The following is a 26,561-nucleotide window of genomic DNA, read 5'->3' on the forward strand; positions in this document are numbered from 1 at the left end:
GGTTCTCGTCCGCGACCGGGCTGTTCGAGTCACCGACGCGGGGAGCCGAGTACCAAACTGCCTATGGCACATTCGGTCATCTCATCGACCCCGGCCAGTTCGGCGAATGCGGCAGTGTCGCAGTAGCCCTGCGCCACCGACCCCAGGCCCATGTCGGTGGCCACCAGCGACATCGTCTGGGTCAGCACCCCGACATGCTTGAGCATGACTGCGTAAGGAATCTGCTCGTAGGTCCACATCACCCGTCCTACGCGTGCGGCAAAGACGAACAGGATCTGCGGCAGCTGTCCATCGGCGAGGGTCAGCGACGACGGGGTGAGCAGCCGGCTGATCGCCGGATGGTCGATGGCGGCCACCGGACGCAGCGCGTGATCGAATGCGTCGTAGTGGTACATCCCGGAAGCGAGTCCGTGCACCTGTCGCACAACGGGATACACCTCCATCTCGTACAGACCCCCGCCCGACGGGAACGGCTTAGACGGGAACTCCTCGTCCCCGATTGCCCGCAGCGTCCGGTTCCGTGCCGTGCGAAAGAGGAACTCTCCGAGTTGCTCGACGGTGGGCGGGGACTGGGCCGCGAAGTCTCGGCACGAGGTGCGGTCCTCGATCGCGGCGGTGAGTGAGTCCCCGGCGACGCGCAGGCTGTCCAGGTCGGGAGCGGGCAGGGCGATCGGGTCTGTTGCATAGGCGGTCTTGCGAGCGGGCAGTGGAGGGAACGTGCCGGCCGCCCATTTGGTCGGCCCGAAGCGCCCCCAGTCGCGGGTGCGCACACCGAACGTGCTCCGGCGGTGGAACCACAATTCGTGTGGACCCCAACTGCGGGTGGCGAAGTCGTCGTGCTCGGATCGCGGGTCGGTGACAAAGCCCGCCCAGCCCAGGTCGTCGGCCAACCTGGACAGGGCCTCGGGAGAGAGCTCCCCGGTGGCGGACATCCCTGCGATGGCCGCGAGCACCCGTCCGTCGTGTATCTCGATGTCACACCAGGACATCGGATGTTCTGCCACACAACGGTCGTCGATTCGATGGATCACGGCGAACTTCGACAGGGTGATCGGTACCCGGCCGGCCACGGGGGTCGTTCGCGGCGGCGGCGGCGCAAAAGGCAGCAGCGAGTACAGGTCCACTCCGCCCGACCGGACGGTGACCGTCAGCAGTCCGGCCGCGACGAGTCGATCGAGCAGAGGTCTGACACGGGTGTCGGCCGGGTCGAGTTGGGTGGGTTCTCGGCCCAGCGCTTTGAGTAGTCGGATCTGTTCGGGTGACAGCCCGGTGAGGCGCTGTTTGTCGGGCAACAACACCGCCACGCCGCCGGGTGCGGTCATGCAGGACGCCCCCGGCCGGAAGGCGTAGACGAACTCCAGGTCTCCCACCGAGGGTGGGCTCGCCCCGGTCACTTGGCAGCGGCGTCGAATGCGGGCGTGATCTTGTCGAGGACGTACGGAAGCGACAGCGGCGACGGTTGATTGATGCCGCTGATCTCGGCGACACTGAGCCACGACACGGCTTTGTCCTTGACCGAGGTCAGGTTCTTGTATCCCGGCAGACTTTCCAGGGCGCCCCGCATCTGCGGTGAATTGGCCGTCACCACCAGCAGATCCGAGTTCATCAGCGGCACGTTCTCGGTGGAGATCGGGAAACGCGGTTCGCCGTTCTTCTCGAACGTGTCGAGCAGGCTGGGGGCCATCGCCATACCGAGTGACGAGAACAGGGTGGCCGCACCGTCATTAGGGTCACCGAAGACCTGGATCTGATCATTGGTGAACATGTACGCAAGCGAGAAGGTCTTGCCGTTCAGCCCGGGATGGTCCTGCTTGATCTGGTCGACCTTGGCGTGGACGCCATCGATGATCTCCTTGGCCTTGTCGGGCTGGCGCAGCACGGTGCCCATGAAGGTCACCATGTCCTCCCACGGATCGACCTGCTGGCCGGTGATCGACGGGATGGTGGGGGCGAGCTTGTTCAGCTTCTCGTAGGTCTCCTGCTGTTCGCCGAAGTTCGTCGACAGGATGAGCTGTGGATCGACGGACGCGACCTGACTGGCGACGTCGCGGGCAGGGTCCACCGACTGCGACGAGGCAAGGCGTTCGCCCACCCACGGCGTGGGTTCCTTGGTGAGCAATTCGACGTTGTCGAGGTAGGCCACCGGCGTCACACCGAACGCGAGGGCAACATCGGTCCACTGGGTACCGAGGGTGACGATCCGTTCCGGCGTGCCGTCGATGGTGACCTGACCCATCGAGGTGTTCACCTGGATGGGACCGCCTGCGGAGTCGTCCTTCTCCTCGGGGGAACTGCACGCGGAGATCAGCAGGATCAAGACGGCGAACACTGCGGTGAGGGCCGGAACACCGAGACGGTTGAAGCGGGTGGGCATCTGCACTCTTTCGCTGACGGTCATTTCCAGTAGGCCTGCGACTTGATCGCGGACTTGGGGATCTTGTGTATCGACTTGAGAGACTTGACGATGTCGCGTGTGGTGTGGAACTCGCAGGCAACCCATGCGTATGCCCCTTGACCGCAACTCAACTCGCTCGCGGCCCTGCGCAGGGCCTGCCCCTTGTCTCCCCGATCGAGCCACTGCACAGTTGTGCGGGGAGTGGAGCGCAGCGGTAGATCGCGATCCGAGTCGTGCTGGCACTCGAGCCAGACGCGCACCGGCACGTCGCCGACGACGTCGAGCAGCGAGTTGATCGCAGGCAGGGACGCGGGGTCGCCGAACAGGAGGTACTCGGCTGGGGGCGGTGTGGGAATCTCGAACTTCGAACCCATCACCGACGCGTCGATCTCGTCGCCGGCCACCGCAGAGGTCGCCCAGTCCGACGCCGGACCGGGGTGGAGTGCGAACTCCATGTCGAAGCGGTCGGCCGCCGGGTCGGGGTCGACGAGGGTGTATCCCCGTTGCTGCACCTTGTCACCGTTCGGGATCCACAGCCGGACCCACTGGGTCGGGTGACTCGGGTGGTGTTCCAGCAACCCCCCGGCTGCGAATCCGAGACGGATGTAGCGGTCGGTGATCTGCTGCTTGCCTGTCACCGTGAGTCGGTAGTCGTTCGCCCCGAACGCCTTGAGGGCCAAACCTGACAGTCCTCTGGTCATGGGGTGAGCTTAGCCTAAGCTCCCTCGGAAACGGGTTGCCGTGTTGTAATGGGCAAATGCAGCCGCACGACGACGACGATCCGACCCAGGAGATCCGGGCCGTCGAACCGGAATCAGGCGTCAACACGGCGACCGTTCTCGTGGCTGTCGGGGTCTCGGCCGTGGTCGCCGTCCTGATCGTGACCAGCGGGCTCGTCTTGATCCTCATCCTCCACACCCGGTGAACCGCCGTCAGTTGCACAGGCCGTGTCGCCCCGGTGACGAGTTTGTGTGAGGGGTGGTCGGTTGCCGTCGACGACCGTCATGATGGTCACTGCGTCCATGGCGTCCTCCGATGGCGCCGAAGAGCTCAGTGAACGATGATCTCTCGAAGGGGCCGAGCACCGAACTGACAGGATCGAAGTCATGACTGGCCAGACCACCACCGCATCGTCGCTGTACCGCGATTTGACCAGGATCACCCGGGCACTGCGTCAGCGGACCGGCCAGCATTCGCAGCCGCTCAGTGCCTTGTCGGCGATGTGGGTCCTGATGGCCGCCGAGGCGCCGATCCGGCTCTCCGAACTGGCCGAACGTGAAAACGTCACGGTGCCAACGATGTCGCGGATCGTGACCGCTCTCGAACGGGACGGTCTGGTGGCCAGGACCGCCGACCCTGCCGACGGCCGGGCGAGTTTGCTCGCCCTCAGTGACGCCGGCAACGAACTGGTGAACGGCAGCCGATCGCGTCGTATCCAGGCTCTGGAGAAGGCACTCGACGGACTCGATTCCGCCGAGCGCGAAGTGCTGGGCCGCACCCTGCGCGTGGTCGCCGACGAGTTGGTGGAAGACCGCGACCAGTGACCCGCCCGTCCTAGCCGAGTTCGACGATCACGGGCGCGTGATCGCTGGCGCCCTTGCCTTTTCGTTCCTGGCGGTCGATCTCGGCACCGGTCACCCGAGCGGACAGCGCCGGTGAACAGAGTGCGAAGTCGATGCGCATCCCCTCTTTGCGTGGGAACCGCAACCGTGTGTAGTCCCAGTACGTGTACACCCCCGGGCCAGGTGTGTGGGGGCGTACCACATCGGAGAACCCGGCATCGACCACCGCACGGAACGCCTTGCGCTCGGGCTCGGATGTGTGTGTCTTGTCGGCGAAGAGTGCGGGGTCCCAGACATCGTCGTCGGTGGGGGCGATGTTCCAGTCCCCGGTGAGCGCGATCTGTGCCGTCGGTTCGTCGGTGAGCCATCCCGCCGCGGTATCACGCAGCGCAGCAAGCCATTCCAGCTTGTATGTGTAGTGGGGGTCGTCGAGGCTGCGGCCATTGGGCACGTAGAGACTCCACACCTGGACCCCACCACACGTGGCACCGATGGCCCGGGCCTCGACCGCGGGATCCACGTTGGCGTCCTTGCTGAACCCCGGTTGGTTGTCGAATGCGGTGCGGACGTCGGTCAGCCCGACCCGCGACGCGATGGCCACGCCGTTCCACTGGTTGTATCCGATCGTGGCGAGGTCATATCCTGCCGCCGCGAACCCCATGGCGGGGAACTGGTCGTCGCTGCACTTGGTCTCCTGCATGGCCAGCACATCGATGTCGGCCCTTTCGAGCCAATCGACGACCCGTTCACTCCGGGCCCGGATGGAGTTGACGTTCCAGGTGGCGATACGCATGCCTCCGAGTTTTTCATACCGGAGGGGTACGCTGAGGACATCGGGACCTATCAGGTTCTCAATCAAGGGATCGCCACATGGCAGACAAATCGCCCCGTCAAGGTATGTCCAAGAAGTCCGGCAAGTCCCTCAAAGAAAAGCGTGCCATCAAGAAGGGCAAGACCGAGTCCGCCCCGGGCGAGACCATCTTCAGCGGCAACAAAAAGCGCTGACTTGCAGAATCTTTCGATCGGCATACTCGCTCACTCGGCAAAAGAAAACGAACGACGGCTACCGATTCATCCTCAGCACTTCCGCAAGATCGAGCCGGGCGTGCGGAGTCGGATCTCGCTGGAGCACGGCTATGGCCGGCATTTCGGGGTGACCGATGCCGACCTGCGCCCGCTGGTCGGCGACATCGGCACCCGTGAGCAGCTCATCGCCGACTGTGACGTGGTGTTGCTCCCCAAGGTCCAGGCTGCGGATCTTCTGGATATGCGTGTGGGACAAACGGTTTGGGGATGGCCGCATTGCGTGCAGGACGAAGCGCTCACGCAGGTCGCAATCGACCGGCGACTGACGCTGATCGCGTTCGAGGCGATGAACCACTGGACTGCCGAGGGCGGGTTCGCGCTGCACGTCTTCCACAAGAACAACGAACTGGCCGGATACAGCTCGGTGCTGCACGCGCTCGAACTGGCGGGCAAGACAGGGGACTACGGCCGCAGGCTCAAGGCGACCGTGATCGGATTCGGCGCCACCGCGCGTGGTGCGGTGACCGCACTGAACGCCCACGGTGTCGACGACGTCACCGTGTTGACGAACCGCGACGTCGCGGCCGTCGGCTCACCCATCCACTCGACCCAGATCGTCCAGCTCGAGCACGGTGAATCGGGCGAGCCCCAGGGCATGTGGGCCGAGTCGGCAGACGGCCGGGTCCCGGTGGCCGAGTTCCTCGCCCGCAACGACATCGTTGTCAACTGCGTCCTGCAGAACACCGACATGCCGTTGACGTTCCTGGACGAATCCGATCTGGCTGGCTTCGCGCCCGGCAGCATCATCGTCGACGTGTCCTGTGACGAGGGAATGGGTTTCAGCTGGGCGCGGCCGACCACCTTCACCGATCCTTCGTTCATGGTCGGCAACAACGTTCTGTACTACGCGGTCGACCACAGTCCGTCATATCTGTGGGACTCGGCCACGTGGGAGATCAGTTCGGCGCTGCTGCCGCATCTCGAGACGATCCTGCAGGGGCCCGCAGCGTGGGACCGTGTCCCGACCGTGTTCCGGGCAATCGAGATCCGTGAGGGTGTCGTCAAGAACCCGAGCATTCTCTCGTTCCAGCACCGGTCCGCCGAATTCCCGCATGCGGTGGAAGCAGCCGAAAGACGAAACACGTACGAAAACTCACGCTAACGGTGCGGTTTCAGTCGCCGGATACCTTGCGGCATGACTGAAACCGTTGCAGGGTCGGAAACCTCCGACTATCTCGAAAAGCGTCAACTGCGCAAGGGCACGGCCGGCTGGGTGCTGCTGGCCGGGCTCGGCGTGAGTTATGTGATCTCCGGCGACTACGCCGGCTGGAATGCAGGTCTGCTCGAGGGTGGCTTCGGTGGACTGCTCATCGCCTCGGTCATCATCGCGGCGATGTACCTCGCGATGGTCCTCGGCATGGCCGAGATGTCCTCTGCGTTGCCCGCGGCCGGAGGTGGCTACACCTTCGCCCGTCGGGCGATGGGCCCGTGGGGTGGTTTCGCCACGGGCACGGCCATCCTCATCGAGTACGCCATCGCGCCTGCGGCGATCGCCACCTTCATTGGGGGTTACGTCGAATCGCTCGACCTGTTCGGCATCTCCGACGGCTGGTGGGTCTACCTGGCTGTCTACGTGATCTTCATCGGTATCCACCTCGTGGGGGCAGGCGAGGCACTCAAGGCGATGTTTGTCATCACCGCCATTGCACTGGTCGGCCTGGTGATCTTCGGGATAGCCGCGCTCGGCAAGTTCGACGCGGGTCTGCTCACCGACATCGCGCCCGACCCCGACGCCGCCGGGTCGTCCGATTTCATGCCGTTCGGCTACCTGGGCATCTGGTCTGCGCTTCCCTTCGCCATCTGGTTCTTCCTTGCGATCGAAGGTGTTCCGCTTGCGGCGGAGGAGGCCGAGAACCCGGAGAAGAACGTGCCGCGGGGCATCATCGCCGCAATGGGCGTACTGCTCCTGACCTGCGCGCTGGTGTTGTTCCTCGCCACCGGGGCCCTCGGGGCCCAGGGTGTGGGGGAGTCCGCCAACCCGCTGGTCGACGCGCTCGACGGCACCACCGCGACCGTCGTCAACTACATCGGGCTGGCCGGCCTGGTCGCCAGCTTCTTCTCGATCATGTACGCATACTCGCGCCAACTCTTCGCGCTGTCGCGTGCGGGCTACCTGCCGACCGTGCTGTCGGTGACCAACAGCCGCAAGGCGCCCACCTGGGCGCTGATCATCCCGGGTGTCATCGGGTTCGCCCTGACCTTCACAGGTGAGGGTGCGATCCTGCTCAACATGGCGGTCTTCGGGGCGGCGCTGAGCTACGTGTTGATGATGGTGAGCCACATCGTGCTGCGCGTTCGCGAGCCCGAGATGGAACGGCCTTACCGGACGCCGGGAGGCATCGTCACCACCGGATTCGCGCTGGTCATCGCGGTGGCGTCGGTGATCGCCACCTTCTTGGTCGACACCACCGCGGCTTTGTGGTGTCTGGCGGCATTCGTCGCGTTCATGGCCTACTTTGGCCTGTACAGCCGCAAGCACCTGGTGGCGTCCTCGCCCGACGAGGAGTTCGCACTGCTTGCCGAGGTCGACAAAGAAATGGAATGAGGGTGTGACCGTCTATCGACACACGCTTGCCGGCACCACCTACGCCTTCGACGGCTTGGTCGAGCTGCTGGCAAAGGCCACTCCACGCCGAAGTGGCGACGAGTTGGCCGGGTGTGCTGCCGAGTCGGACACCGAGCGGGCTGCGGCGCAGTGGGCACTGGCCGACGTTCCGCTGACCGTGTTCCTGTCCGAGGCGGTGGTGCCGTACGAATCCGACGAGGTCACCCGGCTGATCATGGATTCGCATGACAGCAAAGCCTTTTCACCGGTGTCGTCGATGACCGTCGGTGGTCTTCGTGACTGGCTGCTCGAGGTTGCGGCCAGGCCCTCCGACGTCGCGGCGACGACATTCCGGAACGTCGCGCCGGGTCTGACGCCGGAAATGGTTGCGGCGGTGAGCAAATTGATGCGCAACCAGGACCTCATCGCGGTCGCCAAGGCGATTTCGGTGGTGACGGCGTTTCGCACCACGATCGGCCTCCCGGGCCGGCTGGCCACCCGGTTGCAGCCCAATCATCCGACCGACGATCCGACCGGGATCGCCGCGGCGACCCTGGATGGTCTGCTGCTCGGATGCGGCGACGCGGTGATCGGGATCAATCCGGCCACCGATTCTCCACACGCCACATCTGAACTGCTGTTGTTGCTCGACGACATCCGTCAGCGGTTCGAGATCCCAGTGCAGTCGTGCGTGCTGTCGCACGTCACCACCACCATCGGTTTGGTGGAAGCCGGTGCGCCGGTGGATCTGGTGTTCCAGTCGATCGCGGGAACCGAGGGGGCGAACAAGGGGTTCGGCGTGGATCTGGCGCTGTTGCGCGAGGGCAACGAAGCGGGCAGGTCGTTGTCGCGCGGGACTGTCGGCGACAACGTGATGTACCTCGAAACCGGCCAGGGATCGGCCCTCTCGGCGGGAGCGCACCTCGGAACCGGTGGTAGGCCGGTGGATCAGCAGACCCTCGAGACGCGGGCGTACGCCGTTGCGCGAGAACTGGATCCGTTGCTGATCAACACGGTCGTCGGTTTCATCGGTCCCGAGTACCTCTACGACGGCAAGCAGATCGTGCGGGCCGGACTCGAAGATCACTTCTGCGGCAAGTTGCTGGGGCTGCCGATGGGTGTGGACGTCTGCTACACCAATCACGCCGAGGCCGACCAGGACGACATGGACGATCTGCTCACCCTGCTGGGGGTTGCCGGCGTGCCGTTTGTCATCACCGTTCCCGGAGCCGACGACGTGATGCTCGGCTACCAGAGCCTGTCGTTCCACGACGCCCTGTACGCGCGGCGGACGCTCGGACTCAAGCCGGCTCCAGAGTTCGAGGCGTGGCTCGACAAGGTGGGAATGCTGGGAGCCGACGGCCGGGTGCTCGACCTGGCCCCCGAGTCGTCACCGCTGCGCAGCCTGACGGGGCCGGTGGCCTGATGAGCGACTTGTGGGACGGTCTGCGTTTACGGACCGCTGCTCGAATAGGGTTGGGGCGCACCGGCGATTCGCTGCCCACCAGCAGAGTGCTGGAGTTCGCCGCCGCGCATGCCGCCGCTCGCGACGCGGTGCACCAGCCATTGGACGTCGGGGGCCTCGCGGCCGCAGTGGCCGAGGTGGGTCTCGGCGAGCCCATCGTGGTCACCAGCAAGGCATCCGACCGCAGCGAATACCTGAGGCGTCCGGATCTGGGTCGCACACCGGACGACCTGACGGCAGTCTCGGACGTCGGCGCGGACATCGGCTTCGTCCTGGCGGACGGGCTGTCACCGATTGCCCTGTCCGAACATGGAGCCGGATTGCTCTCGGCACTCAAAGACGTTCTGGCGCCTCGCTACTCGCTCGCTCCGCCGGTCATCGCGACCCAGGCGCGGGTGGCCCTCGGTGACCACATCGGCGCGGCTCAAAAGGTCGGGACACTGATCGTCATCATCGGCGAGCGGCCGGGGCTGTCGGTGGCCGACAGTGTGGGCATCTACCTCACCCACCTCCCGGAGCCCGGCAGGGCGGATTCGATGCGCAACTGCATATCGAACATCCATCCGCCCGGAGGTCTCGGGTACGCCGACGCCGCACGCGTCTGCGCGGCGCTGGTCGACGGTGCCCGCAAGCTGGGGCGCAGCGGTGTGGACCTCAAGGACAACAGCCGAGCCCTCACCTGACCTGCCCCTCACCCTCGCCAAATTCGCTCCACCTACCTGCGTTCGATCCGGTTGCACCGGGCTCGAACGCAAGCAGGTGGAGCGAATTCGGCGCGGGTGGGTCAGAGCCCGGGGCCCTCGGCGCGCAGGTTGTCGACCTCGTCCATCGCCGTTCGGAGTTTGCCCAACCACTCGTCGGTATGCGCGCCGACCAGTTTGACCGACCACGCCAGCGCGTCGGCGCGGGAGCGGGCTACTCCGGCATCAACGAGAGTGTCGAGCACCTGACGTTCGGGCTGTCGAAGCCGGGTCATCACCGGAACTGCGATGTGGGTGAAGAGGATTCGCTGGTCACCGACCTTGACGCCCCAAGACACCTTGCGCGCATAACGGGCCTGTGCCTCGTCGGCGATGGCCATCCGTTCACCGCGGGTGTCCTCTCTGAAACGCGACGCCCGACCTTCTGCTGCTGCTGCCGCGTTCCCCTCCTCACCGGTGTCCGGCGGTGTGAGTGCGCCGATCACGGTGATCTCGTCTCGGTCGACGGTGACCTCGACTGGTCCCGAGAACCAGTTGTCGGGAAGTCGTCCGACGAACCAGGCGGCAGCGTCGCCGGCGTCGGGTAGTTCGGCCTGTTGCCAGCCGCCGCGGCGTCCGGCTCCCGGTCCGCGCGAGCCTCGGTGTTCGTTTTTCATGATGTCTCCTCGGTAGGTGATTACATGATTACACCGTTACAGAGTGCCGTCGAGGTTGTTCGCTGTCGGCAGAGCGTTAGGCTTGCGGTATGCCCCTCACCTGGGAAAACTCTGAGTCAGGCCTCATGTGCCTGCCGTCGGGCCGAGTGATTCGCGGTCGCGGTCTGCGACACGACATGACCTCTGAAGCAGTCCCCGACTTCGGGCTGTACCTGCTGGGGGCCAGGCCTCCCGCGATGAACTGGGAGAGTCGATGGGTGCGGTGGCGTGACTTCTGGCTGCCGGCTGACCCGGTCGACTTCCGGTCGGCGTTGCACGAGCTGTGGGATCGCGCCATGTCGGAGCAGGTCGAGATCGCCTGCGGCGGCGGATACGGACGCACCGGTACTGCGATGGCGTGCCTGGCGATCATCGACGGGGTGCCCGCAGCCGACGCGGTGGCGTACGTGCGGGCCACATACTCGCCGCGAGCGGTCGAGACCCCGTGGCAGCGCCGGTTTGTGACGCGCTTCAAGTCCTGATCTCACGGTCGGCGGGGAAAGGACCCGCTCGGCGGGGGCGTCAGTAGTCGATGTACCCGTAACTGTGGTGCAGGCCAAAACCCAAGCGGCGGTACCACTCCCGTGCGGTGTTGTTTCCGGTTTCGACCTGCAGGTAGATCGACGTGGCGCCCTGCGCCTCACCCCATTGCTCCAGTGCGGTGAGGATCGACCCCCCGAGCCCGCGGCCCCGACACTCGGGTGCGGTCCACAGTGCCGAGAGGCCCAGCCACCGATCGTCACGGAGTCCGTCGGTCACTGCCCCTCGGCCGATCGCCACGAGTGCGCCGTCGGAGTCGTGAATACCCGCGAACGCCAGGGTGCCGCCGTCGACCGCGGACACCACGGCAGCGGCCAGTGGGGCGTCGGAGTCACCGTGTGCGGCGCAGTATTTCGCAGCCCATCGTTCCGTGGGGCTGTCGGTGATGTCGACCGGATGGTCGGGGGACGATGCCAATACGCCGATCGGAGCGGTGAGTGCCTCGACCGTGATGACGTAGTCGTCGACCGGCACATGCGAACCCGGGATCAGCCGTGTCACCACAGCCAGCTTCAGCGGCAGATCGCGCTCGGCGTACCAATGCCGTAGAAGCTCGATCGTTTCGCCATCGACCTTTGCGCCCATCTCCAGCGGCACCGCTGAATTGGCACGCCGGCTGAACCCGCCGCCCGCCCGGGCGCGCCAGCCGCTGATCATCTCCCACTCGAGGCCGGGCCAGCCTCGGGCCGCGGCCACCTCGAGCGAACGGATCTCGGAGTTCCGGACCGGTTTGATCGACAGGACCTTGACGGCCTGCACCAACGAGGCGGGTACCCGGACCGACTCGTCACCGCGCCGGACCACCAGCACGGACGAATCGCTCGACTCCAGCACCCCGGTGACATCGCTCAACGTGGCCGACTCGTCGGCGCGCCAGTCGGCCGGGGCGCCGGGGTCCTTGTGGAAGCGGACCACCACCCGATCCCCGGGTGACGGGGTGCTCACGTGCGACGGCCGGTCACACGCCGACCCGACCGATGCGGTCAGTCCTCGTCATCATGTCCAAAGGGATCGGCGTCTTCGCCGGGTAGCCAGGAGAGCCCCGGCACCCCCCAGCCGTTGCGCTTGATGGTCTTCTTGGCCGCGCGGGCGTTGCGGCCCATCAACACGTCGGTGTACAGGAAACCGTCGACGTGCCCGGTCTCGTGTTGGAGCATCCGGGCAAAGAATCCTTTGCCCTCGATCTCCACAGGGTCGCCGTTGCGGTCCACCCCGGTGACCTTGGCCCAGTCGGCCCGGCCGGTCGGGAACTGTTCGCCCGGCACCGACAGGCACCCCTCGTCGTTGTCATCGGGGTCGGGCATCGTCTCGGGGATCTCCGACGTCTCGAGGACGGGATTGATCACCTCGCCGCGACGACGAGGACCTGTGCGGCCGTCGCCCTCGGGGCAGTCGTAGACGAACATGCGCTTGGCGACACCGACCTGATTGGCGGCGAGTCCGACACCGTTGGCGGCATCCATCGTCTCGTACATGTCGTCGAGCAGTGCGGCCACGTCGGCGGGGGCCTTGCCCTCGGCGTCCAATGCGACGATTTCAGTCGGGTTGTGCAGCACCGGATCACCGACGATGCAGATGGGAAGAATTGCCATGGGGGTCAGATTACTCGGCACGCCATCGCGCGAATTCCTTTGGCGGCGTGGTTAGATGTACTGCGAACCACACTGTTGTAATTCACACCGTTGATAGCGACGAACTCCGGTGTGGCGACGGGGTGGAGCAGGACCGATTCTCAAGGGAGCGAGATGGACGGCGCAACCGCGCGAGACCGGCAATCCGGGCAGGCGGACAACTCACACCAAGACCACGCAGAGCTCGGTCCGGGCGAGGTCGGGGCCGACGGATTGACTCGGCGTGAGCATGACATCTTGGCCTTCGAACGGCAGTGGTGGAAGTATGCCGGTGCCAAGGAAGAGGCCATCAAAGAACTATTCGGCCTGTCCGCGACCCGTTACTACCAGGTGCTCAACGCCTTGGTGGACCGGCCGGAGGCGCTGGCCGCAGATCCGATGCTCGTGAAGCGACTCCGTCGTCTCCGTGCAAGCCGGCAGAAGGCCCGGGCGGCTCGCCGGCTCGGGTTCGACGTCACCTGATGGGTGTGCCGACCCGCCGCGCGGGGTCGGGCCGCAAATTTTCGTAAGGTTGGCAAGTTTCGTAAGGTTGGTCCAATGACCACGTCCGACCGTCCAGACCAGCCCGGGGAAGACCCGAGCGGGACCGGCACGAACAGTCCGGACTCGGGCACATCGGGCTCGCGTCGTGCGCGGCCCCCCGCGCCGGCCCGCTCCGAGGCGGCGCACCTGCCGTTACGTGCCGGGGCGATGCTGTTGCTGGCGATCGCAGTGGTGTTCATCGGACTCGGATGGCACTCGGCAGCGACCGGTGACTCCGACCCCGAGGCGGGCCTCGAGGCAGCTCAGAGCCGCCAGCCCACATCGTCGTCACCAGCGACCACCACTTCAAGCGGCGCCGAGACGTCTGCGAGCAGCAGCACGTCCACATCGGTGGACCCCGACCGGCCGCGCGTGTGCATCTTCAACGCCGGCACAGTCGGCGGGCTCGGGCAGACGTATCGCAAGCTCGTCGACGATGCGGGCTGGACCACGGCGACGCCGTCCAATCTGCAGTCGGCCAGCATCACCGAGAACACCATCTTCTTCACCGGGACGCAGCAGGAGTACGCCGACCAGCTGGCCGAAGAACTCGGCGGCGACATCTCGGTGGATCCCCGTCCGGCCGCCTTCAGTCAATGTCAGGGTGGCCTCGTCCTGATCGTCGTGACGCGTTAGCCACTCAACCGGCGGCGAACCGTGTGCGGGGAACCGATATGATTTCGCTGACTACTACCAACGGTAGAACTGCACTCGACCGCCAACTGCAAGGGAGCTCAACCATGGCGCAGCGTTCGCTCAGGAACTTGACCGGCACCCGGCGAATCGCCGCGCTGGTGGCACCCGCCGCAGCCGTCGCGCTGCTCGTTGTGGGTTGCAGTCCGGACGAAGAGCCGACCGACGCCAAGGGAACCACTCCGAGTGTGCTCACCGGTAACCCGGCACCCGAGGATGTGGGCGCGATCGGCGCGCCCAGCGAAGGCGGCGAGGCCACTGCCGAGCTCGAGACCCCCAGCGGCGAACCGGCAGGGAAGGCGACGTTCACCACCGCCGAGGGTTCGGTGATCGTGAGTGTGAAGGCCGAGAACCTCGCCCCGGGGTTCCACGGCATGCACCTGCACGCTGTCGGCAAGTGTGAAGCAAACTCGACGCCTCCCACCGGGGGCGCGGCCGGCGACTTCCTCTCCGCGGGCGGCCACCTGCAGGTCGAGGGCCACTCCGGGCATCCGGCCAGCGGCGACTTGGTCTCGATCTTCATCGACGAGGCCGGCAATGGCGAGACCACCACTGCCAGTGACGCTTTCAGCATCGAGGACATCATCGACACCTCGATCATGATCCACGAGAAGCCGGACAACTTCGGCAACATCCCCACCAAGTACGCTCCCGCCCCTGATGAGGAAACCCTCGCCACCGGAGACGCGGGCAAGCGGATCGCCTGCGGTGTCATCGAAAAGAGCTGAGAATAAACAACGTTCGCTCCATCGATTTCAACGCTTCCCCGCGGCCCACTCTGGGCGTGGAGTGGGAGTTCGCGCTTGTCGACAAGCAGACGCGAGATCTGTCGAACTCTGCGGCGCAGCTGTTCGAGCGTGTGAGCGAACTGGACAATCCCAGTTCCGGCGATCGGATCCACAAGGAACTGCTGCGCAACACCGTTGAACTGGTGACGGGTATCTGTCGCACCACGGGTGAGGCGATCGCCGACCTCGAAGAGTCGCTGTCGGTGGTTCGCTTGATCGCCGACGATCTCGGTGTGGATCTGTTCGGCGCAGGTACCCACCCGTTTGCACTGTGGTCCACCCAGCAGTTGACCCCGTCGCCGCGGTACGCCGAGCTGATCGAGCGGACCCAGTGGTGGGGCAGGCAGATGCTGATCTGGGGTGTGCACGTTCACGTCGGGATCAATCATCGCGACAAGGTCTTGCCGATCGTGTCGTCGCTGCTGAATCAGTATCCCCATCTGCTGGCGCTGTCGGCGTCATCTCCGATGTGGTCGGGGCAGGACACCGGGTACGCCAGCAACCGGGCGATGATGTTCCAGCAGTTGCCCACGGCCGGCCTGCCGTTCCAGTTCCAGCGGTGGAGCGAGTTCGAGAAGTTCGTCGGTGACCAGATGACCACCGGCATCATCGAGAACCTCAACGAGATCCGTTGGGACATCCGGCCTTCTCCGAACCTCGGTACCGTCGAGATCCGGGTGTGTGACGGCGTGTCGACCATCGCCGAATTGGCCGGGCTCGTGGCACTGATCCACTGCCTGGTGGTGGATCTCGATCGGCGCCTCGATGCCGGGGAGACATTGCCCGACATGGCGCCTTGGCTTGTGCAGGAAAACAAATGGCGCGCAGCCCGTTACGGACTCGACGCGATCATCATCACCGACTCGGACTGCAACGAGCGGTTGGTGACGGACGACCTCTACGACATGCTCGAACGCCTCACTCCCGTCGCCGTCGACCTCGGGTGCGCCGACGAGTTGGCGTCGGTCGCCGACATCCCCGGCCACGGGGGCTCGTACCAGCGGCAGCGGCGTACATTCGCCGACACGGGAGACATGGTGGCCGTGGTCGATCAGGTTGTCTCCGAACTCAATCGCTGAACGTCCGCCGTCGCCACCACAGATCGATCTGACCCAGTTCGGTTTCGGGCTCGGCCCCGGTCAGCCATTCGGCTTCGATCCGACACCAGTTCGCCGTTGCCCGGAGTTGCCCGAGCATCGCGCAGGTGTAGAACTCGACGCGGCGCGCGATCAGATTGTCTTCGGGGAAATGCTGTTCTCGTGCCGCGCTGCCGTACTCGGTGGCCGGGTGCACCGCGGAGATCATGACGCCGTTGGCGATATCCGGGGTGATGGTCAGTTCGGCGTCGTCCATGTGCCACCAGGTGGCGTCTCGAACGTAGGACAGCACGTCGGCGTCATCGATGGCCTCCTCGCTGATCAGCACCTGTCCCTGGCGAAGGACTTGAGCCACTTCGGCAGCATCCCCGGCGCGAGCCGCGATGACCGCGCGGCGTTCCAGGTCCCGGGCGTCGGCCGACATGGTCTTGCAGGATCCGAAGTCGAGGAACGCAACCCGGCCGTCGTCGGCGAGCATCACGTTTCCCGGGTGTGGATCGCCGCAGAAGGTGGCGTCGGTATGGATACTGCCGCAGTAGAAGCGATAGATCACCTCGCCGACCTGGTCTCGTGTGTCGGCGTCGAGGGTGGTGATCTCGTCGAACGGTATCCCGGTGATCAGCTCGGAGGTGAGGATCTTTGATGTGCACAGACTCTCGACGACATCGGGGATCTGGATGAACGGGTGCCCGGCGTAGCGGTCCGCGAGACGACGGTGATTGGCCGCCTCGGCCCGATAGTCCAGCTCCGACAACATGTCCCCGGAGATCTCCCGGACAAACGACTGGGGGTCCACTGTCGGCAGCAGGCCCTTGTAAAGCCGCAGGGCCATCGCGAGGTTCTTGAGGTCTGCCCGGACTACCCGGTCGATGCCCGGGTACTGCACCTTGATCGCCACGTCGCGCCCGTCGATCAATCTGGCCTGGTAGACCTGGCCGATGGAAGCAGCAGCAATAGGAGCCGGATCGATGGACTCGATGTGGGACATGTTCGAGCCGAGCTCTTTTCGGACAACCTCGAGCATCGTCTCCGAGGAGACCTGAGGGGCGTTGTCGCGCAGGATCGCGAGCTTGCGGTGGAAGCCGTCACGCGCGTGGGCCGGCACCATGCCCAGGTCCATCATCGACAGGAACTGGCCGACCTTCATCGCTGCGCCCTTCATCGACCCGAGCACGGTGATGAGTTCGTCTGCGGCAGCGAGGGCATCCAGTTCGGCGCGCGAGCGCCGTTCATCGGGTGTGGCACCGACCCCGGCGGCCCGCGAGCGGACGCGCCTGGCAACCGAATGGGCGGCCACCTTTCCCAGTTCACTCCCGCGGCGCACACGAGAGGTCGGGGGAAGCTGATCGTCGCCAGTCATCAGTCGCTGCGGGGGGATTCGAGCTCGCTGCTGTCGATCAGGTCGTCTCGCACCCGTTGCTCCTGATAAGCCAGTTTGCCGACGCGGTGTGCGATCACCGGTGCGGTGATCAGCGCGAATATCCCGGTCAACACCAGCATTCCGAAATCAACGGTGTCCCAGAGACGGATCATCGCCGCGATCAGGACCAGCAGCAAGCCGAGGGTTTGCGGTTTGGTGGCGGCGTGCATGCGGGTGAGCGTGTCGGGGAATCGCAAGATGCCCACCGATGCCGTGAACGCCAGACCTGAACCGGACAGGACGAGCACGGCGACGAAGATATCGGAGATCATCGTTAAACCTCGTTGTCCCGGACGCGGAATCGGGCGACTGCAACGGTGCCCACAAAACTCAGCAGCGACAAGGCGACGAGGCCGGACACCACTGTCGAATCCATCGAGTATGCGGCCCAGACGGCCAGCGAGCACATCGCCATCGCGACACCGGTGTCCAGGGCGACCAGGCGGTCGAGCGTGTTGGGGCCGATGAGGATCCGGACGGTGGTGAGTGCCGATGCTGCCAACAGCAGCCCGGCGGCGATCATCCAGACCACGTTCATGACTTCGCTCCGCTCCGAAGATCCTGGCTGTCTTGGCCACCGACTTCATCGTCGATCCCATGGTAGGGACTCGCGTGCCACTCGCTCTCACGCTCGAAGGCTTTGATGAACAGCCTCTCGATGGTGGCGACCTGCCCATAGAACGCCTTCACCTTCTCCGGCGAGCTCGCGTCGATGAGGTGCACGTACAGCAGACGGCGACTGTGGTCGATCTCCACGACCATCGTGCCGGGCACAAGATTGAGATGGTCGACCGCAAGGGTCAGCACCATGTCGGATTTGATGGCCAGGCGTGCCCGGACGACCGCGCTCAAGGGTGGTTTGCCGGGGCGCACCGACAGCCACGCCACCTGCAGGCTCGACCGGAACAGGTCGAACACCAGCCTGATCACCAGTTCGAGGATCGTCAGCGGATGGATCCGGCCCTCGACCGGTACGCGCGGCAATGGCAACGCGATCAGCACGAGGAGTGCGATACCGAGACCACTGACCACCGTTGCGATGTCGTAGGTACCCCACAGCAGCACCCACACGAACGTCAGCCACGCCATCGTCCACAGCCGTACGGCCACCTCGCGTGCATTTCCGCCGAACCAGCGCTTGATGTGGATATGGGACTTGAGGAAGAGAAAGGTCTTCACCGAGTACCACGCCAGGAAGATCACCGAATAACGCCAGGCGTTCACCAGGTGCGCCCGGATGGGGCCTCGGGGAGCCGGCGGTTGTGGCCGCTGTCCGGGGTCGGGTTTGTCGGTCATCGGGGACCTCCTGCGCCCAGGACGGCGTCGAGGTAGATGCTGGAGTCGATCAGGTCGGCAGCGGCCGATTCGGTGAACTCGAAGAACGGCCCGGCCCACAACGTCAACACGAGCCCGGCAGCAACCATGGCGATGGTGGGGACAACCATGCCGATCGGCATCCGGCCCACGTCGGCGCGGTCGTCGAACGACACGTCGGCCGAACCCTCGAGAAGCGCTGCCGGTCCTGCATCGGCCATCTCGCCGTCGGGGGCATCGGCGCGCGGCCGCCAGAACGCCTTGGTCCAGACGCGGGCGACGACGTAGAGGGTCAGCAGGCTGGTCACCACCGAGCCGGCCACCAGGATCCAGGCCAGCACGCTGCCCTCTTGTACACCCGCCTCGATCAATGCGACCTTGCCGATGAAACCCGAGAACGGCGGGATGCCGCCCAGATTCAGAGCTGGGATCAAGAACAAGGCAGCGAGCAGAGGACTGGCCGCCAGACCGCCGAGACGTCGTAGTGACGCCGAGCCTGCCTGCCGCTCGATCAACCCCACCACGAGGAACAGAGTCGTCTGGACCAAAATGTGGTGCGCCACATAGTAGATCGCGCCCGACAAACCGAATTCGGTGGACAGAGCGATGCCGAAGATCATGTACCCGATGTGGCTGACCAGCGTGAACGACAAAAGACGTTTGATGTCGGACTGCGCGATGGCGCCGAAGATGCCCACCAACATCGTGAGAAGTCCGGCCACCAACAGCACCCGGTCCATTGCGCCGCCGGGGAACAGCAGGGTGTGTGCGCGGATGATCGCGTACACACCGACTTTGGTGAGCAGGCCGGCAAACACCGCGGTGACCGGGGCGGGAGCTGTGGGGTAGGAGTCGGGCAGCCAGGTCGACAGCGGGAAGACCGCGGCCTTGATGCCGAACGCCACCAGCAGCACCGCGTAGAGCGCACCTTTGGTCCCGTCGGGAACATCCTCGAGCCGGACCGCCATCTCCGCGAGATTCAGTGTGCCGGTGGCCGCATACGCAAACGCGATGCCTGCCAAGAAGATCAGTGACGACACCATCGAGACCATCACGTACGAGACGCCGGCGCGCACCCGGTCCGCGCTGGCACCGAGGGTGAGCAGCACAAAGCTCGCGGCGAGCAGCACCTCGAACGAGACGTACAGGTTGAACAGGTCGCCCGCGAGGAAGGCGTTGCAGACGCCGGTGCACAGCAGCAGATAGGTCGGCAAGAAGATCGACACCGGCTGTTCGGTGGTGCCGTCGCGGATACCCTGGCCGACGGCGTAGAGCATGACGCAGAGCAGCACCGCGGTGGACACCACCAGCATCAGCGCCGAGAGCTGGTCAGCCACAAGCGTGATGCCCAGAGGACCGAGGTCACCGCCCTTGGAATCCCAACCGCCGACGTGCAACGCGTACGTACCGTCGCGGTTCGTCAGATAGAGCAAAAGGCATGAGGCGACAAACGCGACCGTGATCGCGGCGACCGTGACCACACGCTGGAATCGGGGATACCGCCCCATGATCAGGGTCAGCACCGCGCCCATCATCGGGGCGAGGACGGGCGCGACGATGAGCGTCGAGAACCACTCGTGCGACAAGGTCATCGGCCATCACCGTCACGGTCGGTCGGCTCGAAGTCATCACTGTCGTCGGCGCTGGGCAGCAGGTCGGTCTGATGCAACTCGGCACGGGCGCGCAGTTGCTCGTCAGTGAGCGGGTTGCCGTCGTCGTCGAACAGGTCGCCCCGGAACGTGTCGAGCCCGGTGATCGGGTCGTCGCTGCGATCGCGGTCGGGTGCGGTGGCGCTCGATTGTGACTTCACCTTGAGGTCTTCGGGATCGTCGTCCACCTCGTCATCGGTGTTGATCATGAAGGAGCGGTAGGCCAACGACAGGACGAAGGCAGCGATGCCCATCGTGATGACGATGGCCGTGAGCACCATGCCCTGCGCCAGCGGATCGGCGTCTCCGGTGCGGCCCTCTGACGTGCGGCCGATGATCGGAGGATTGCCCATGGCTCCTGAGACGGTGACGATCATCAGGTTGATCGCGTTGCCCAAGAGCAGCAGTCCGAGCAGCATGCGGATGAGACTGCGTTCGAGCAACAGGTAGACGCCGCAGGCGGCCATCAGGGCGACCACGATCATCAGGCCGAGGTTGATGGTCATCGTGCCGCCACCTCCTCGGGCTCGGACTGGTCGGCGCCGCGGCGCACCCGTGGATTGTCCTCGTCGAGCCGGGCCCCGAGACTGCGCAGTACGTCGAGCACCAGTCCCACCACGATGAGGTAGACACCCAGGTCGAAGAACAGGGCCGTGACCAGCTTGACGTCGCCGAAGATCGGCAGCGTGAACTCGAACGTCGCCGACGACAGTGCGGGTGCGCCGAGCAGAACCGACGCGGCAGCGGTACCGGCGGACAGGCCGAGGCCGACCCCGAGGATGCGCCCCGCGTCGATCGGCAGCGCCTCGCCGAGCTCGTACCGGCCGCCGGCGAGGTAACGCAGGACCAGGGCCAGGCCCATCGTCAATCCACCTGCGAACCCACCGCCCGGCGCGTTGTGACCGGCGTAGAAGAAGTAGAGCGACAACACGATCATCGTCGGGAACAGCAACCGTGTGGTGGCCTCGAGCACCATCGACCGATGGCGCGGGTCGCGGAAGTCGCTGCCGCGCAACCACGTGGTGCGTTCCCCGAACAGCTGCTCGCCCTCGGTTTCAGGTCGGGGAGTGCGTGCCCTGGTCGCGTCGGCCACACGCGGCGCCGCACCGAACCGGCGGTGGCGGAACACCATCGACGCGACACCGGTTGCGGCAACCATCAGGACCGACACCTCACCGAGGGTGTCCCATGCGCGGATGTCCACGAGCAGCACGTTGACCGCGTTGGAGCCGTTGCCATATTTGTATGCGGCGTAGGGGATCTCGGTGGACATCGGAATTGTGTTGCGGGCGGCGGCCGCGAACAGACCGACCATCACGAGCAGTGCGCCAAACGCCAGGCCGAGCAAGGCCCGCAACGGCTTGAACCCGGTGGCATGGCGGTTCTCCGCCTCGGCGGGGAGTTTTCGCAGGACCAATACGAAGATGACCAGTGTCAGTGTCTCCACCAAGAACTGGGTGAGCGCGAGATCGGGCGCGCCGTGCAAGGCGAACAGCACGCCGCAGCTGTAGCCGGTGACCCCGACGACGAGGACTGCGGCGAGCCGGTTGCGCAGGACAGTGGCGGCTATCGCCGCGGCCACCATGATCCCGCCGATCACGAACTGCACGGGAGACTCGAAGCCGTTGATCTCCAGCCTGTTCCGCTGCCCGAGGAAGAGGACGATCGTGGGTAGGAGCACCAGAGTGATCACGATGACACCCTGGGTGAGTGGCAACGACCCCCGCTGGGTGTTGCGGGTGAGGTTGATCGAGATGGTGTCCGCGCCGCGCAGCACCGCGTCGTAGATCCTGTCGGCGTTACCGAGCGCGGGACGCACAAAACCCAGCCGGCCGAGTTCGCGCACCAGGAGGAACAGTGCGGTTCCTGCGACCACTGCGATGGCCGTGAAACCGAGGGCGAGATTGAAGCCATGCCACAGCGAGAGGTGGGCTATGCCTTCGTCGTAGCTGGGCACCGTTTCGGCGTAGGGCTCCACGCGCTTGCCGATGAGTCCGGCGAGTGGACCGGAGACCACCCCGGCGAGCGCGAGTATCGCCGCCGGCGCCTGGAACGCGGCGCTCGGACGATGCATGCGCGCCACTGCTGGGCTGGGCTCGGCCTTGCGTTTGCGGCCGAAGGCGCCCCACAGGAATCGCAGCGAGTAGGCGACGGTCAGAGTGGATCCGAGTACCAGCACCAGGACCACCACCGGCCCCTGCCACTCGTTCAGGGCGCCCGTGTCCCAGATCTCGGCGAAGGCGGTCTCCTTGCCGACAAATCCCAGGGTGAGGGGGAGGCCCGCCATGCTGGCCGCCGCGAGTGCTGCGATGCCCGCCAACACAGGGGTGCTGTGACCGAGTCTGGCGAGTTTGCGCAGGTCGCGGGTACCGGTGGAGTGATCGATGATGCCGACCACCATGAACAGCGACGCTTTGAACAGCGCATGGGCCACCAACATCGCCATCGCCGCCATCGCGACATCCTCGTCGCCGATGCCGACCAGCACCATCAGGAACCCCAGCTGCGAGACCGTTCCGAAGGCGAGCACCAACTTGAGGTCGTATTCGCGCAGCGACCGGAATCCGCCGAGGACCATGGTGGCGCAGCCGAGCCCGACCACCAGGACGTCCCACGACACGAGGTCGGAGAAGCCCGGGGCGAGCCTGGCGACCAAGAAGATTCCGGCCTTGACCATGGCTGCGGCATGCAGATAGGCGCTGACCGGGGTGGGGGCCGCCATGGCACCGGGAAGCCAGAAGTGGAATGGGAAGATCGCCGACTTGCTGAGCGCACCGATCAGGATCAGGACGATGGCCACGGTGACCGTCCACCCGACCGGGGGGTCGGCCACGATGTCCGACAACAGGTAGGAGCCGGCTTTTTCGCCCAGCATCACGATGCCGACCAGCATCGCCAGTCCACCGGCCGTGGTCACGAGCAGGGCCTGGGTGGCGGCCCGGCGGCTCGTCGCGCGGACGGCGTAGAAACCGACCAGCAGGAACGACAGCACCGTGGTCAGTTCCCAGAAGATGTAAAGCACGAGCATGTTGTCGCTGATGACCAGCCCGAACATCGCGCCGGCGAACGCCACCATTTCGGCCGCGAAGCCGGCGACCCGACGTCGCACCTCACTGAAGTACTCGGCGCAGTAACAGAGCACCAGGGCTCCGACCCCGAGCACCAGAACAGACATGACGGCCGCGAGCGTGTCGAAGCGGAAGTCGATGTTCATCTGCAGGGCAGGGACCCAGCTGAAGGATTCCGTCCGGACGCCGTGCTCGTCGTCGGGCCAGTTGAGCACCACCCACACCAGGCCACCCAGCGGGGCGAGCGCGAGGAGGTAGAAGCCGCGCCTGCCCAGGGCGGTGATGATCGCAGGGGCCAGCACAGCCGTGATGGCCAGGGCGGCCAAGACTGCGATCAAGAGGCACTCCGTCGATCGAATGGGCGGGGTGTCGGGTGGGTCGTGACAACGGGGACAGGCACACCGAACAATGCCTGCGACCGTTCACCGAAGACGGATTAGCTCCGGTTTGTTGTCACCCAGTCTACCGTTGCTGCTGCTAGGTGCCGTATTCGGGGATGAGGCGGCCACCGAGGTCGCCTCTCGCCGCTGGTCACCGCAAAACGGACAAGTTGGTGTTCCTGACAAGATCGCGGCCGATCGGGCACAACCGGACCCCACCCCCTACTCTGTTCGCATGAGTCGGGTGCGAGTGGTTTTGGTGCTGATGATCACGGGTCTTGCGCTGGTGTTGGGAGCGTGTGGCGGAGACAGCGAGGAGGCTGAATCCACGACGGTCGGGTCAGTGAATCTGCCGCAAGATTTCCCGGATCAGGTACCGCTGATCGAGGGTTCGGTACTCGCCGCGGGCGGGACCGCGCAGGAGGGCTGGAACCTCACCGTCGCCGGTAAGCCCGACGCGGGGAATCCCTTCGACAACGCAGGCAAGGTCCTCACCGACGCGGGGTTCACCGAGGAGTTCCGTCGGCAAGAAGGTGGCCAGACCGTCGCCGGGTATGGAGCCGACAAAGACGGCAAGCGCTACACGGTGGTGATCGGGACCACGGCCGGCTCACCGAGCGGCCCGACGTCCATCACTTATCTCGTCTCGCAACGCTGACACTGCTCATCGGTCGTCGCGCGCCCCGGCGCCCGCCGAGCGCAGTAAATGGGCCGAAGGCTGAAGGATCGGCGTGCGGCAATTCGCAACGCTGGGCTCGGTCTCGGCGCGTACGGTCGCATGGAATGGGGCTGGACGGGTCGGAGGAAGAATGCGGGCAGTACGAATTGTTGCGTCGTTCCTGGTGATGTCGCTGGCCGCAGTCGGTGCGGTGTTGGCGGGCCCGACAGCCCATGCGACGCCGGTAGGCCATGATCGAGTCGTCCAGCTGGTCAACACTATTGGTGACCGATTGATCGTGGCCCATGAGGTCGCCCAGTCGAAGTGGCACTCCGGCAGCCCGATCAACGACCCTGTTCGTGCGGCCACGGTCGTCCAGACCGCGTCGGACTCGGCGGCCGCTCACGGGCTGGATCGAGCGCGGGTGGCTGCGTTCTTCACCGATCAGGTACAGGCGGCGACCGGTGTTCAATACGCGTATTTCGCCACATGGACGCTCTCGGACCAAGCGCAGTTGTCCATCCCGAACCCGCCGCTGTCGGATCTACGGGCCAAGCTTGACAGCATCTCCTCACGCCTCCTGACCGACCTTGCCGGGGTGAGGTCGGCGAACACCTCACCGCAGCTCTGCCAAGTGTCGGTAGTCGCGGCAAGCGGTCCGACCGCTGCACGGGTCATCGCCGATGCCGGCGATCCCGCAATGATTCCGAGCATCGTGACGGCGATGCGGGTTGCAGTGCAACATATTTGCTGAGATAGGTGTGCGGCCGGATCGCTCTCGTCGAGGTTCTTATTCGAGATGCGTTGCATCGTCGTCTGATTCGGAACCCACAATCGGTGGAGCACTTCGCTGTTGCAGCTGCATGCGTTGTTCGCGTTCGTCGAGTGCTTGTTGTCGTTCGGCGATGATGTTCTGCCATACCGCTTCAATGGTGTGGTCGGTGTGGTGGGCCCGGTTGATGCGTGGTTGTTGTTCGGGGTCGATGTATGTGGGTGGGATCCATGCGACTCGGCCGGCGTCGGGTCCGTCGGTGAGCATGATGGTTTGCCATTGATCCTGGCCGGGTCCGATCATCTTGTGGTGAGGCGGACACGCGGGCGCGAGTTCGTCGATGTCGGTGTGTCCGCCGTCGGCCCAGGCGGTGGTGTGATGGATTTCGGTCCAGGAGATCGGGTTACGGCAGCCGGGGCTGGTGCAGCCTCGGTCTTTGGCGAACAAGGCCATCCGTTGGCCTTGCTGGGCGGTGCGTTTGGCGCGTGCGAAGTAGAGGACGTCGGCGGAGTGGTTGGCGAACACCGCGAGTGATTTGTCCGAGCGTGCGGCCAGTTCCATCGCATCCTTCACGGGTACATCGACGCCGGAGGCGGTGTGGGCGATACCTGCGGCCTCGTCGAGTTGTTGTTTGGTCATCGTGATGATCACCTGCACTGGCAGGCCACGATGCGAGGCTCCCAACAGTTTGTACTCGAGAATGGTCTTCAGGATTGCTTTGAAAGCATCGTGCTGGCGCTGAGCCCTGCTGCGGGTATCGCGCCCTGCAGCAGCTTCGATGATGGCCGCATCGTGGGCGGGGTCGTCGACCGCGCCAGACGGTGAGTTGGGGTCGTCGGGATTGTTCATACCCGGTGCGGCCCATACATCCATGACAGTGCGAAATAGCGCCAACGTTGCCGGGTCGAGATTGCCACTGATTTTGGCCATCATGTCCAACCCTTGCGCACCGTCAGATAGGCCCCGGTTGCGTTTGCGGTCGGCGTCATCGGTGAGTGATCCGTCCGGATCGACCCGGGCCAACACTTCCCGTCCACACACCTCAAGTTCGTTGGGGCCCAGGGTGCGGGCGTTGTCGGTCAACCACGCATCGACCACGTCATAGACTTCCGGTGCTGATTTGTGCGGAATCTTGTCGCGGACTTTGAGCATCACATCCATGTGCGCCAACCCAATCGCACCCTCGGCCAACGCTTCCGCAGCGGCTGGACATTTCGGGGGCAGCGCCTCACCCTGCATCGACAACAACACACCAGCAGCATCGAGCGCTTTCAACCGTGAGGACGCATCTCCACGAGACACCCGCAGTTCACTCATCACAAACCGGTGCAACGTCGAATGACCAGCCTTACGGAACAGGCCTCGATCATTCACCTCCTGCAACCGCTTGAGGCCCTGAAACGACAGTGCCCGAACCACTCTCTCGTTCACCCGCACCAACTCAGCAACCTGCACATCATCAACATCAGCTGCTGACGCACCAGCAATCCGCTGCAGCACCGCATCAAGATCGCGATACAACCCCACCAACACCGGCATTGGCGGTGGATCCACCGTCACCGAATCACTCATCGACAAGC

29 protein-coding genes are annotated in these 26,561 nt (G+C 65.1%); 14 read left to right on the forward strand and 15 right to left on the reverse strand.

Annotation, left to right across the window (positions count from 1 at the left end; genetic code table 11):
- Positions 1-29: 29 nt before the first annotated feature.
- The 3 genes from ACVWY6_RS08350 to ACVWY6_RS08360 all read right to left on the reverse strand — a co-directional run bounded on the left by ACVWY6_RS08350 (position 30) and on the right by ACVWY6_RS08360 (position 3,096).
- The gene (locus ACVWY6_RS08350; protein ID WP_457537337.1) at positions 30-1,322 is read right to left on the reverse strand and encodes a SagB family peptide dehydrogenase; all 1,293 of its coding nucleotides are present in this window, start codon (positions 1,320-1,322) and stop codon (positions 30-32) included.
- A gap of 68 nt (positions 1,323-1,390) precedes the next feature.
- A complete protein-coding gene (locus ACVWY6_RS08355; RefSeq protein WP_457537339.1) occupies positions 1,391-2,374 on the reverse strand; it encodes an ABC transporter substrate-binding protein in 984 nt (327 codons plus the stop codon).
- 20 nt (positions 2,375-2,394) lie between these two features.
- Complete coding sequence (locus ACVWY6_RS08360; protein WP_457537341.1) at positions 2,395-3,096, reverse strand: siderophore-interacting protein; 702 nt, start codon at positions 3,094-3,096, stop codon at positions 2,395-2,397.
- Positions 3,097-3,152: 56 nt separating this feature from the next.
- Here ACVWY6_RS08360 and ACVWY6_RS08365 point away from each other — a divergent pair, with 56 nt between their 5' ends.
- On the forward strand, positions 3,153-3,320 hold the full coding sequence (locus ACVWY6_RS08365) for a hypothetical protein (RefSeq protein ID WP_457537343.1): 168 nt from the start codon (positions 3,153-3,155) through the stop codon (positions 3,318-3,320).
- 181 nt (positions 3,321-3,501) lie between these two features.
- Positions 3,502-3,939: a MarR family winged helix-turn-helix transcriptional regulator gene (locus ACVWY6_RS08370; protein ID WP_023955497.1), complete on the forward strand. Its 438-nt coding sequence runs from the start codon at positions 3,502-3,504 to the stop codon at positions 3,937-3,939.
- Positions 3,940-3,949: 10 nt separating this feature from the next.
- On the opposite strand, the gene ACVWY6_RS08375 is transcribed toward ACVWY6_RS08370, so the two are convergent.
- The gene (locus ACVWY6_RS08375) at positions 3,950-4,750 is read right to left on the reverse strand and encodes an exodeoxyribonuclease III (RefSeq protein WP_457537344.1); all 801 of its coding nucleotides are present in this window, start codon (positions 4,748-4,750) and stop codon (positions 3,950-3,952) included.
- 77 nt (positions 4,751-4,827) lie between these two features.
- On the opposite strand from ACVWY6_RS08375, the gene ACVWY6_RS08380 reads away from it, so the two are divergent.
- Genes ACVWY6_RS08380 through eutC form a run of 5 tightly spaced genes read left to right on the forward strand, consistent with a single transcriptional unit; the run spans position 4,828 to position 9,736 of the window.
- Complete coding sequence (locus tag ACVWY6_RS08380; RefSeq protein WP_023955493.1) at positions 4,828-4,962, forward strand: hypothetical protein; 135 nt, start codon at positions 4,828-4,830, stop codon at positions 4,960-4,962.
- 1 nt (position 4,963) lies between these two features.
- Positions 4,964-6,145 (forward strand): N(5)-(carboxyethyl)ornithine synthase, encoded by a 1,182-nt coding sequence (locus ACVWY6_RS08385; protein WP_457537346.1) that lies wholly within the window; start codon positions 4,964-4,966, stop codon positions 6,143-6,145.
- 33 nt (positions 6,146-6,178) lie between these two features.
- On the forward strand, positions 6,179-7,588 hold the full coding sequence (gene eat, locus ACVWY6_RS08390) for an ethanolamine permease (RefSeq protein ID WP_457537348.1): 1,410 nt from the start codon (positions 6,179-6,181) through the stop codon (positions 7,586-7,588).
- Positions 7,589-7,592: 4 nt separating this feature from the next.
- Complete coding sequence (locus ACVWY6_RS08395; protein ID WP_457537350.1) at positions 7,593-9,014, forward strand: ethanolamine ammonia-lyase subunit EutB; 1,422 nt, start codon at positions 7,593-7,595, stop codon at positions 9,012-9,014.
- Positions 9,014-9,736 carry an ethanolamine ammonia-lyase subunit EutC gene (gene eutC, locus ACVWY6_RS08400; RefSeq protein ID WP_457537352.1) on the forward strand — a complete coding sequence of 241 codons (723 nt, stop codon included), beginning with the start codon at positions 9,014-9,016 and terminating at the stop codon, positions 9,734-9,736. Before ACVWY6_RS08395 ends, eutC begins: the two co-directional genes overlap by 1 nt.
- Positions 9,737-9,837: 101 nt before the next feature.
- On the opposite strand, the gene ACVWY6_RS08405 is transcribed toward eutC, so the two are convergent.
- A complete protein-coding gene (locus ACVWY6_RS08405) occupies positions 9,838-10,410 on the reverse strand; it encodes a hypothetical protein (RefSeq protein ID WP_457537354.1) in 573 nt (190 codons plus the stop codon).
- An 89-nt stretch (positions 10,411-10,499) separates the two neighbouring features.
- Between ACVWY6_RS08405 and ACVWY6_RS08410 the strand changes: the two genes are divergently transcribed.
- Positions 10,500-10,931 (forward strand): protein-tyrosine phosphatase family protein, encoded by a 432-nt coding sequence (locus tag ACVWY6_RS08410; protein WP_457537356.1) that lies wholly within the window; start codon positions 10,500-10,502, stop codon positions 10,929-10,931.
- A gap of 40 nt (positions 10,932-10,971) precedes the next feature.
- On the opposite strand, the gene ACVWY6_RS08415 is transcribed toward ACVWY6_RS08410, so the two are convergent.
- Together ACVWY6_RS08415 and ACVWY6_RS08420 are read right to left on the reverse strand one after the other, a co-directional pair.
- Complete coding sequence (locus ACVWY6_RS08415; protein ID WP_457537357.1) at positions 10,972-11,934, reverse strand: GNAT family N-acetyltransferase; 963 nt, start codon at positions 11,932-11,934, stop codon at positions 10,972-10,974.
- 38 nt (positions 11,935-11,972) lie between these two features.
- A complete protein-coding gene (locus tag ACVWY6_RS08420) occupies positions 11,973-12,581 on the reverse strand; it encodes a peptide deformylase (protein ID WP_023955478.1) in 609 nt (202 codons plus the stop codon).
- 153 nt (positions 12,582-12,734) lie between these two features.
- On the opposite strand from ACVWY6_RS08420, the gene ACVWY6_RS08425 reads away from it, so the two are divergent.
- The 4 genes from ACVWY6_RS08425 to ACVWY6_RS08440 all read left to right on the forward strand — a co-directional run bounded on the left by ACVWY6_RS08425 (position 12,735) and on the right by ACVWY6_RS08440 (position 15,702).
- A complete protein-coding gene (locus tag ACVWY6_RS08425) occupies positions 12,735-13,082 on the forward strand; it encodes a DUF3263 domain-containing protein (RefSeq protein ID WP_457537359.1) in 348 nt (115 codons plus the stop codon).
- Positions 13,083-13,157: 75 nt separating this feature from the next.
- The gene (locus ACVWY6_RS08430) at positions 13,158-13,778 is read left to right on the forward strand and encodes a LytR C-terminal domain-containing protein (protein WP_457537361.1); all 621 of its coding nucleotides are present in this window, start codon (positions 13,158-13,160) and stop codon (positions 13,776-13,778) included.
- A gap of 104 nt (positions 13,779-13,882) precedes the next feature.
- Complete coding sequence (gene sodC, locus ACVWY6_RS08435) at positions 13,883-14,563, forward strand: superoxide dismutase[Cu-Zn] (protein WP_031331500.1); 681 nt, start codon at positions 13,883-13,885, stop codon at positions 14,561-14,563.
- Between the two features lie 56 nt (positions 14,564-14,619).
- Positions 14,620-15,702: a glutamate--cysteine ligase gene (locus tag ACVWY6_RS08440; RefSeq protein WP_023955470.1), complete on the forward strand. Its 1,083-nt coding sequence runs from the start codon at positions 14,620-14,622 to the stop codon at positions 15,700-15,702.
- On the opposite strand, the gene ACVWY6_RS08445 is transcribed toward ACVWY6_RS08440, so the two are convergent.
- From ACVWY6_RS08445 to ACVWY6_RS08475, 7 genes are read right to left on the reverse strand one after another with little or no spacing between them, the layout of a single operon-like run.
- Positions 15,692-17,080: an ABC1 kinase family protein gene (locus tag ACVWY6_RS08445; RefSeq protein ID WP_457537364.1), complete on the reverse strand. Its 1,389-nt coding sequence runs from the start codon at positions 17,078-17,080 to the stop codon at positions 15,692-15,694. The two genes, ACVWY6_RS08440 and ACVWY6_RS08445, sit on opposite strands and share 11 nt — an antisense overlap.
- Positions 17,080-17,412 (reverse strand): monovalent cation/H(+) antiporter subunit G, encoded by a 333-nt coding sequence (gene mnhG, locus ACVWY6_RS08450; protein ID WP_400724411.1) that lies wholly within the window; start codon positions 17,410-17,412, stop codon positions 17,080-17,082. Before mnhG ends, ACVWY6_RS08445 begins: the two co-directional genes overlap by 1 nt.
- A gap of 2 nt (positions 17,413-17,414) precedes the next feature.
- Positions 17,415-17,678: a monovalent cation/H+ antiporter complex subunit F gene (locus tag ACVWY6_RS08455; protein WP_457537366.1), complete on the reverse strand. Its 264-nt coding sequence runs from the start codon at positions 17,676-17,678 to the stop codon at positions 17,415-17,417.
- Entirely contained in the window at positions 17,675-18,436 is a 762-nt protein-coding gene (locus ACVWY6_RS08460) for a Na+/H+ antiporter subunit E (protein ID WP_457537368.1), read from the reverse strand. The genes ACVWY6_RS08455 and ACVWY6_RS08460 overlap by 4 nt, the downstream gene beginning before the upstream one ends.
- Positions 18,433-20,046 (reverse strand): Na+/H+ antiporter subunit D, encoded by a 1,614-nt coding sequence (locus ACVWY6_RS08465; RefSeq protein WP_023955462.1) that lies wholly within the window; start codon positions 20,044-20,046, stop codon positions 18,433-18,435. Before ACVWY6_RS08465 ends, ACVWY6_RS08460 begins: the two co-directional genes overlap by 4 nt.
- Complete coding sequence (locus ACVWY6_RS08470; RefSeq protein ID WP_457537370.1) at positions 20,043-20,609, reverse strand: Na(+)/H(+) antiporter subunit C; 567 nt, start codon at positions 20,607-20,609, stop codon at positions 20,043-20,045. Before ACVWY6_RS08470 ends, ACVWY6_RS08465 begins: the two co-directional genes overlap by 4 nt.
- Complete coding sequence (locus tag ACVWY6_RS08475; RefSeq protein WP_457537372.1) at positions 20,606-23,509, reverse strand: Na+/H+ antiporter subunit A; 2,904 nt, start codon at positions 23,507-23,509, stop codon at positions 20,606-20,608. Before ACVWY6_RS08475 ends, ACVWY6_RS08470 begins: the two co-directional genes overlap by 4 nt.
- Positions 23,510-23,786: 277 nt before the next feature.
- Between ACVWY6_RS08475 and ACVWY6_RS08480 the strand changes: the two genes are divergently transcribed.
- Both ACVWY6_RS08480 and aroQ read left to right on the forward strand, forming a co-directional pair.
- Entirely contained in the window at positions 23,787-24,209 is a 423-nt protein-coding gene (locus ACVWY6_RS08480) for a hypothetical protein (protein ID WP_457537373.1), read from the forward strand.
- Positions 24,210-24,360: 151 nt separating this feature from the next.
- Positions 24,361-24,963, forward strand: coding sequence for a gamma subclass chorismate mutase AroQ (gene aroQ, locus ACVWY6_RS08485; RefSeq protein ID WP_457537375.1), 603 nt, complete (start codon positions 24,361-24,363; stop codon positions 24,961-24,963).
- Between the two features lie 36 nt (positions 24,964-24,999).
- On the opposite strand, the gene ACVWY6_RS08490 is transcribed toward aroQ, so the two are convergent.
- Positions 25,000-26,553 carry a DUF222 domain-containing protein gene (locus ACVWY6_RS08490; protein ID WP_457537376.1) on the reverse strand — a complete coding sequence of 518 codons (1,554 nt, stop codon included), beginning with the start codon at positions 26,551-26,553 and terminating at the stop codon, positions 25,000-25,002.
- Between the last annotated feature and the right edge of the window lie 8 nt (positions 26,554-26,561).

This window comes from Williamsia sp. R60, from assembly GCF_054063855.1.

Coding starts and splice junctions, on each gene's coding strand:
- ACVWY6_RS08350 (WP_457537337.1), bottom strand. CDS start 1,322: ATGACCGCACCCGGCGGCGTGGCGGTGTTGTTGCCCGACAAACAGCGC.
- ACVWY6_RS08355 (WP_457537339.1), bottom strand. CDS start 2,374: ATGCCCACCCGCTTCAACCGTCTCGGTGTTCCGGCCCTCACCGCAGTG.
- ACVWY6_RS08360 (WP_457537341.1), bottom strand. CDS start 3,096: ATGACCAGAGGACTGTCAGGTTTGGCCCTCAAGGCGTTCGGGGCGAAC.
- ACVWY6_RS08365 (WP_457537343.1), top strand. CDS start 3,153: ATGCAGCCGCACGACGACGACGATCCGACCCAGGAGATCCGGGCCGTC.
- ACVWY6_RS08370 (WP_023955497.1), top strand. CDS start 3,502: ATGACTGGCCAGACCACCACCGCATCGTCGCTGTACCGCGATTTGACC.
- ACVWY6_RS08375 (WP_457537344.1), bottom strand. CDS start 4,750: ATGCGTATCGCCACCTGGAACGTCAACTCCATCCGGGCCCGGAGTGAA.
- ACVWY6_RS08380 (WP_023955493.1), top strand. CDS start 4,828: ATGGCAGACAAATCGCCCCGTCAAGGTATGTCCAAGAAGTCCGGCAAG.
- eat (WP_457537348.1), top strand. CDS start 6,179: ATGACTGAAACCGTTGCAGGGTCGGAAACCTCCGACTATCTCGAAAAG.
- eutC (WP_457537352.1), top strand. CDS start 9,014: ATGAGCGACTTGTGGGACGGTCTGCGTTTACGGACCGCTGCTCGAATA.
- ACVWY6_RS08405 (WP_457537354.1), bottom strand. CDS start 10,410: ATGAAAAACGAACACCGAGGCTCGCGCGGACCGGGAGCCGGACGCCGC.
- ACVWY6_RS08410 (WP_457537356.1), top strand. CDS start 10,500: ATGCCCCTCACCTGGGAAAACTCTGAGTCAGGCCTCATGTGCCTGCCG.
- ACVWY6_RS08420 (WP_023955478.1), bottom strand. CDS start 12,581: ATGGCAATTCTTCCCATCTGCATCGTCGGTGATCCGGTGCTGCACAAC.
- ACVWY6_RS08425 (WP_457537359.1), top strand. CDS start 12,735: ATGGACGGCGCAACCGCGCGAGACCGGCAATCCGGGCAGGCGGACAAC.
- ACVWY6_RS08430 (WP_457537361.1), top strand. CDS start 13,158: ATGACCACGTCCGACCGTCCAGACCAGCCCGGGGAAGACCCGAGCGGG.
- sodC (WP_031331500.1), top strand. CDS start 13,883: ATGGCGCAGCGTTCGCTCAGGAACTTGACCGGCACCCGGCGAATCGCC.
- ACVWY6_RS08445 (WP_457537364.1), bottom strand. CDS start 17,080: ATGACTGGCGACGATCAGCTTCCCCCGACCTCTCGTGTGCGCCGCGGG.
- mnhG (WP_400724411.1), bottom strand. CDS start 17,412: ATGATCTCCGATATCTTCGTCGCCGTGCTCGTCCTGTCCGGTTCAGGT.
- ACVWY6_RS08455 (WP_457537366.1), bottom strand. CDS start 17,678: ATGAACGTGGTCTGGATGATCGCCGCCGGGCTGCTGTTGGCAGCATCG.
- ACVWY6_RS08460 (WP_457537368.1), bottom strand. CDS start 18,436: ATGACCGACAAACCCGACCCCGGACAGCGGCCACAACCGCCGGCTCCC.
- ACVWY6_RS08465 (WP_023955462.1), bottom strand. CDS start 20,046: ATGACCTTGTCGCACGAGTGGTTCTCGACGCTCATCGTCGCGCCCGTC.
- ACVWY6_RS08470 (WP_457537370.1), bottom strand. CDS start 20,609: ATGACCATCAACCTCGGCCTGATGATCGTGGTCGCCCTGATGGCCGCC.
- ACVWY6_RS08480 (WP_457537373.1), top strand. CDS start 23,787: ATGAGTCGGGTGCGAGTGGTTTTGGTGCTGATGATCACGGGTCTTGCG.
- aroQ (WP_457537375.1), top strand. CDS start 24,361: ATGCGGGCAGTACGAATTGTTGCGTCGTTCCTGGTGATGTCGCTGGCC.
- ACVWY6_RS08490 (WP_457537376.1), bottom strand. CDS start 26,553: ATGAGTGATTCGGTGACGGTGGATCCACCGCCAATGCCGGTGTTGGTG.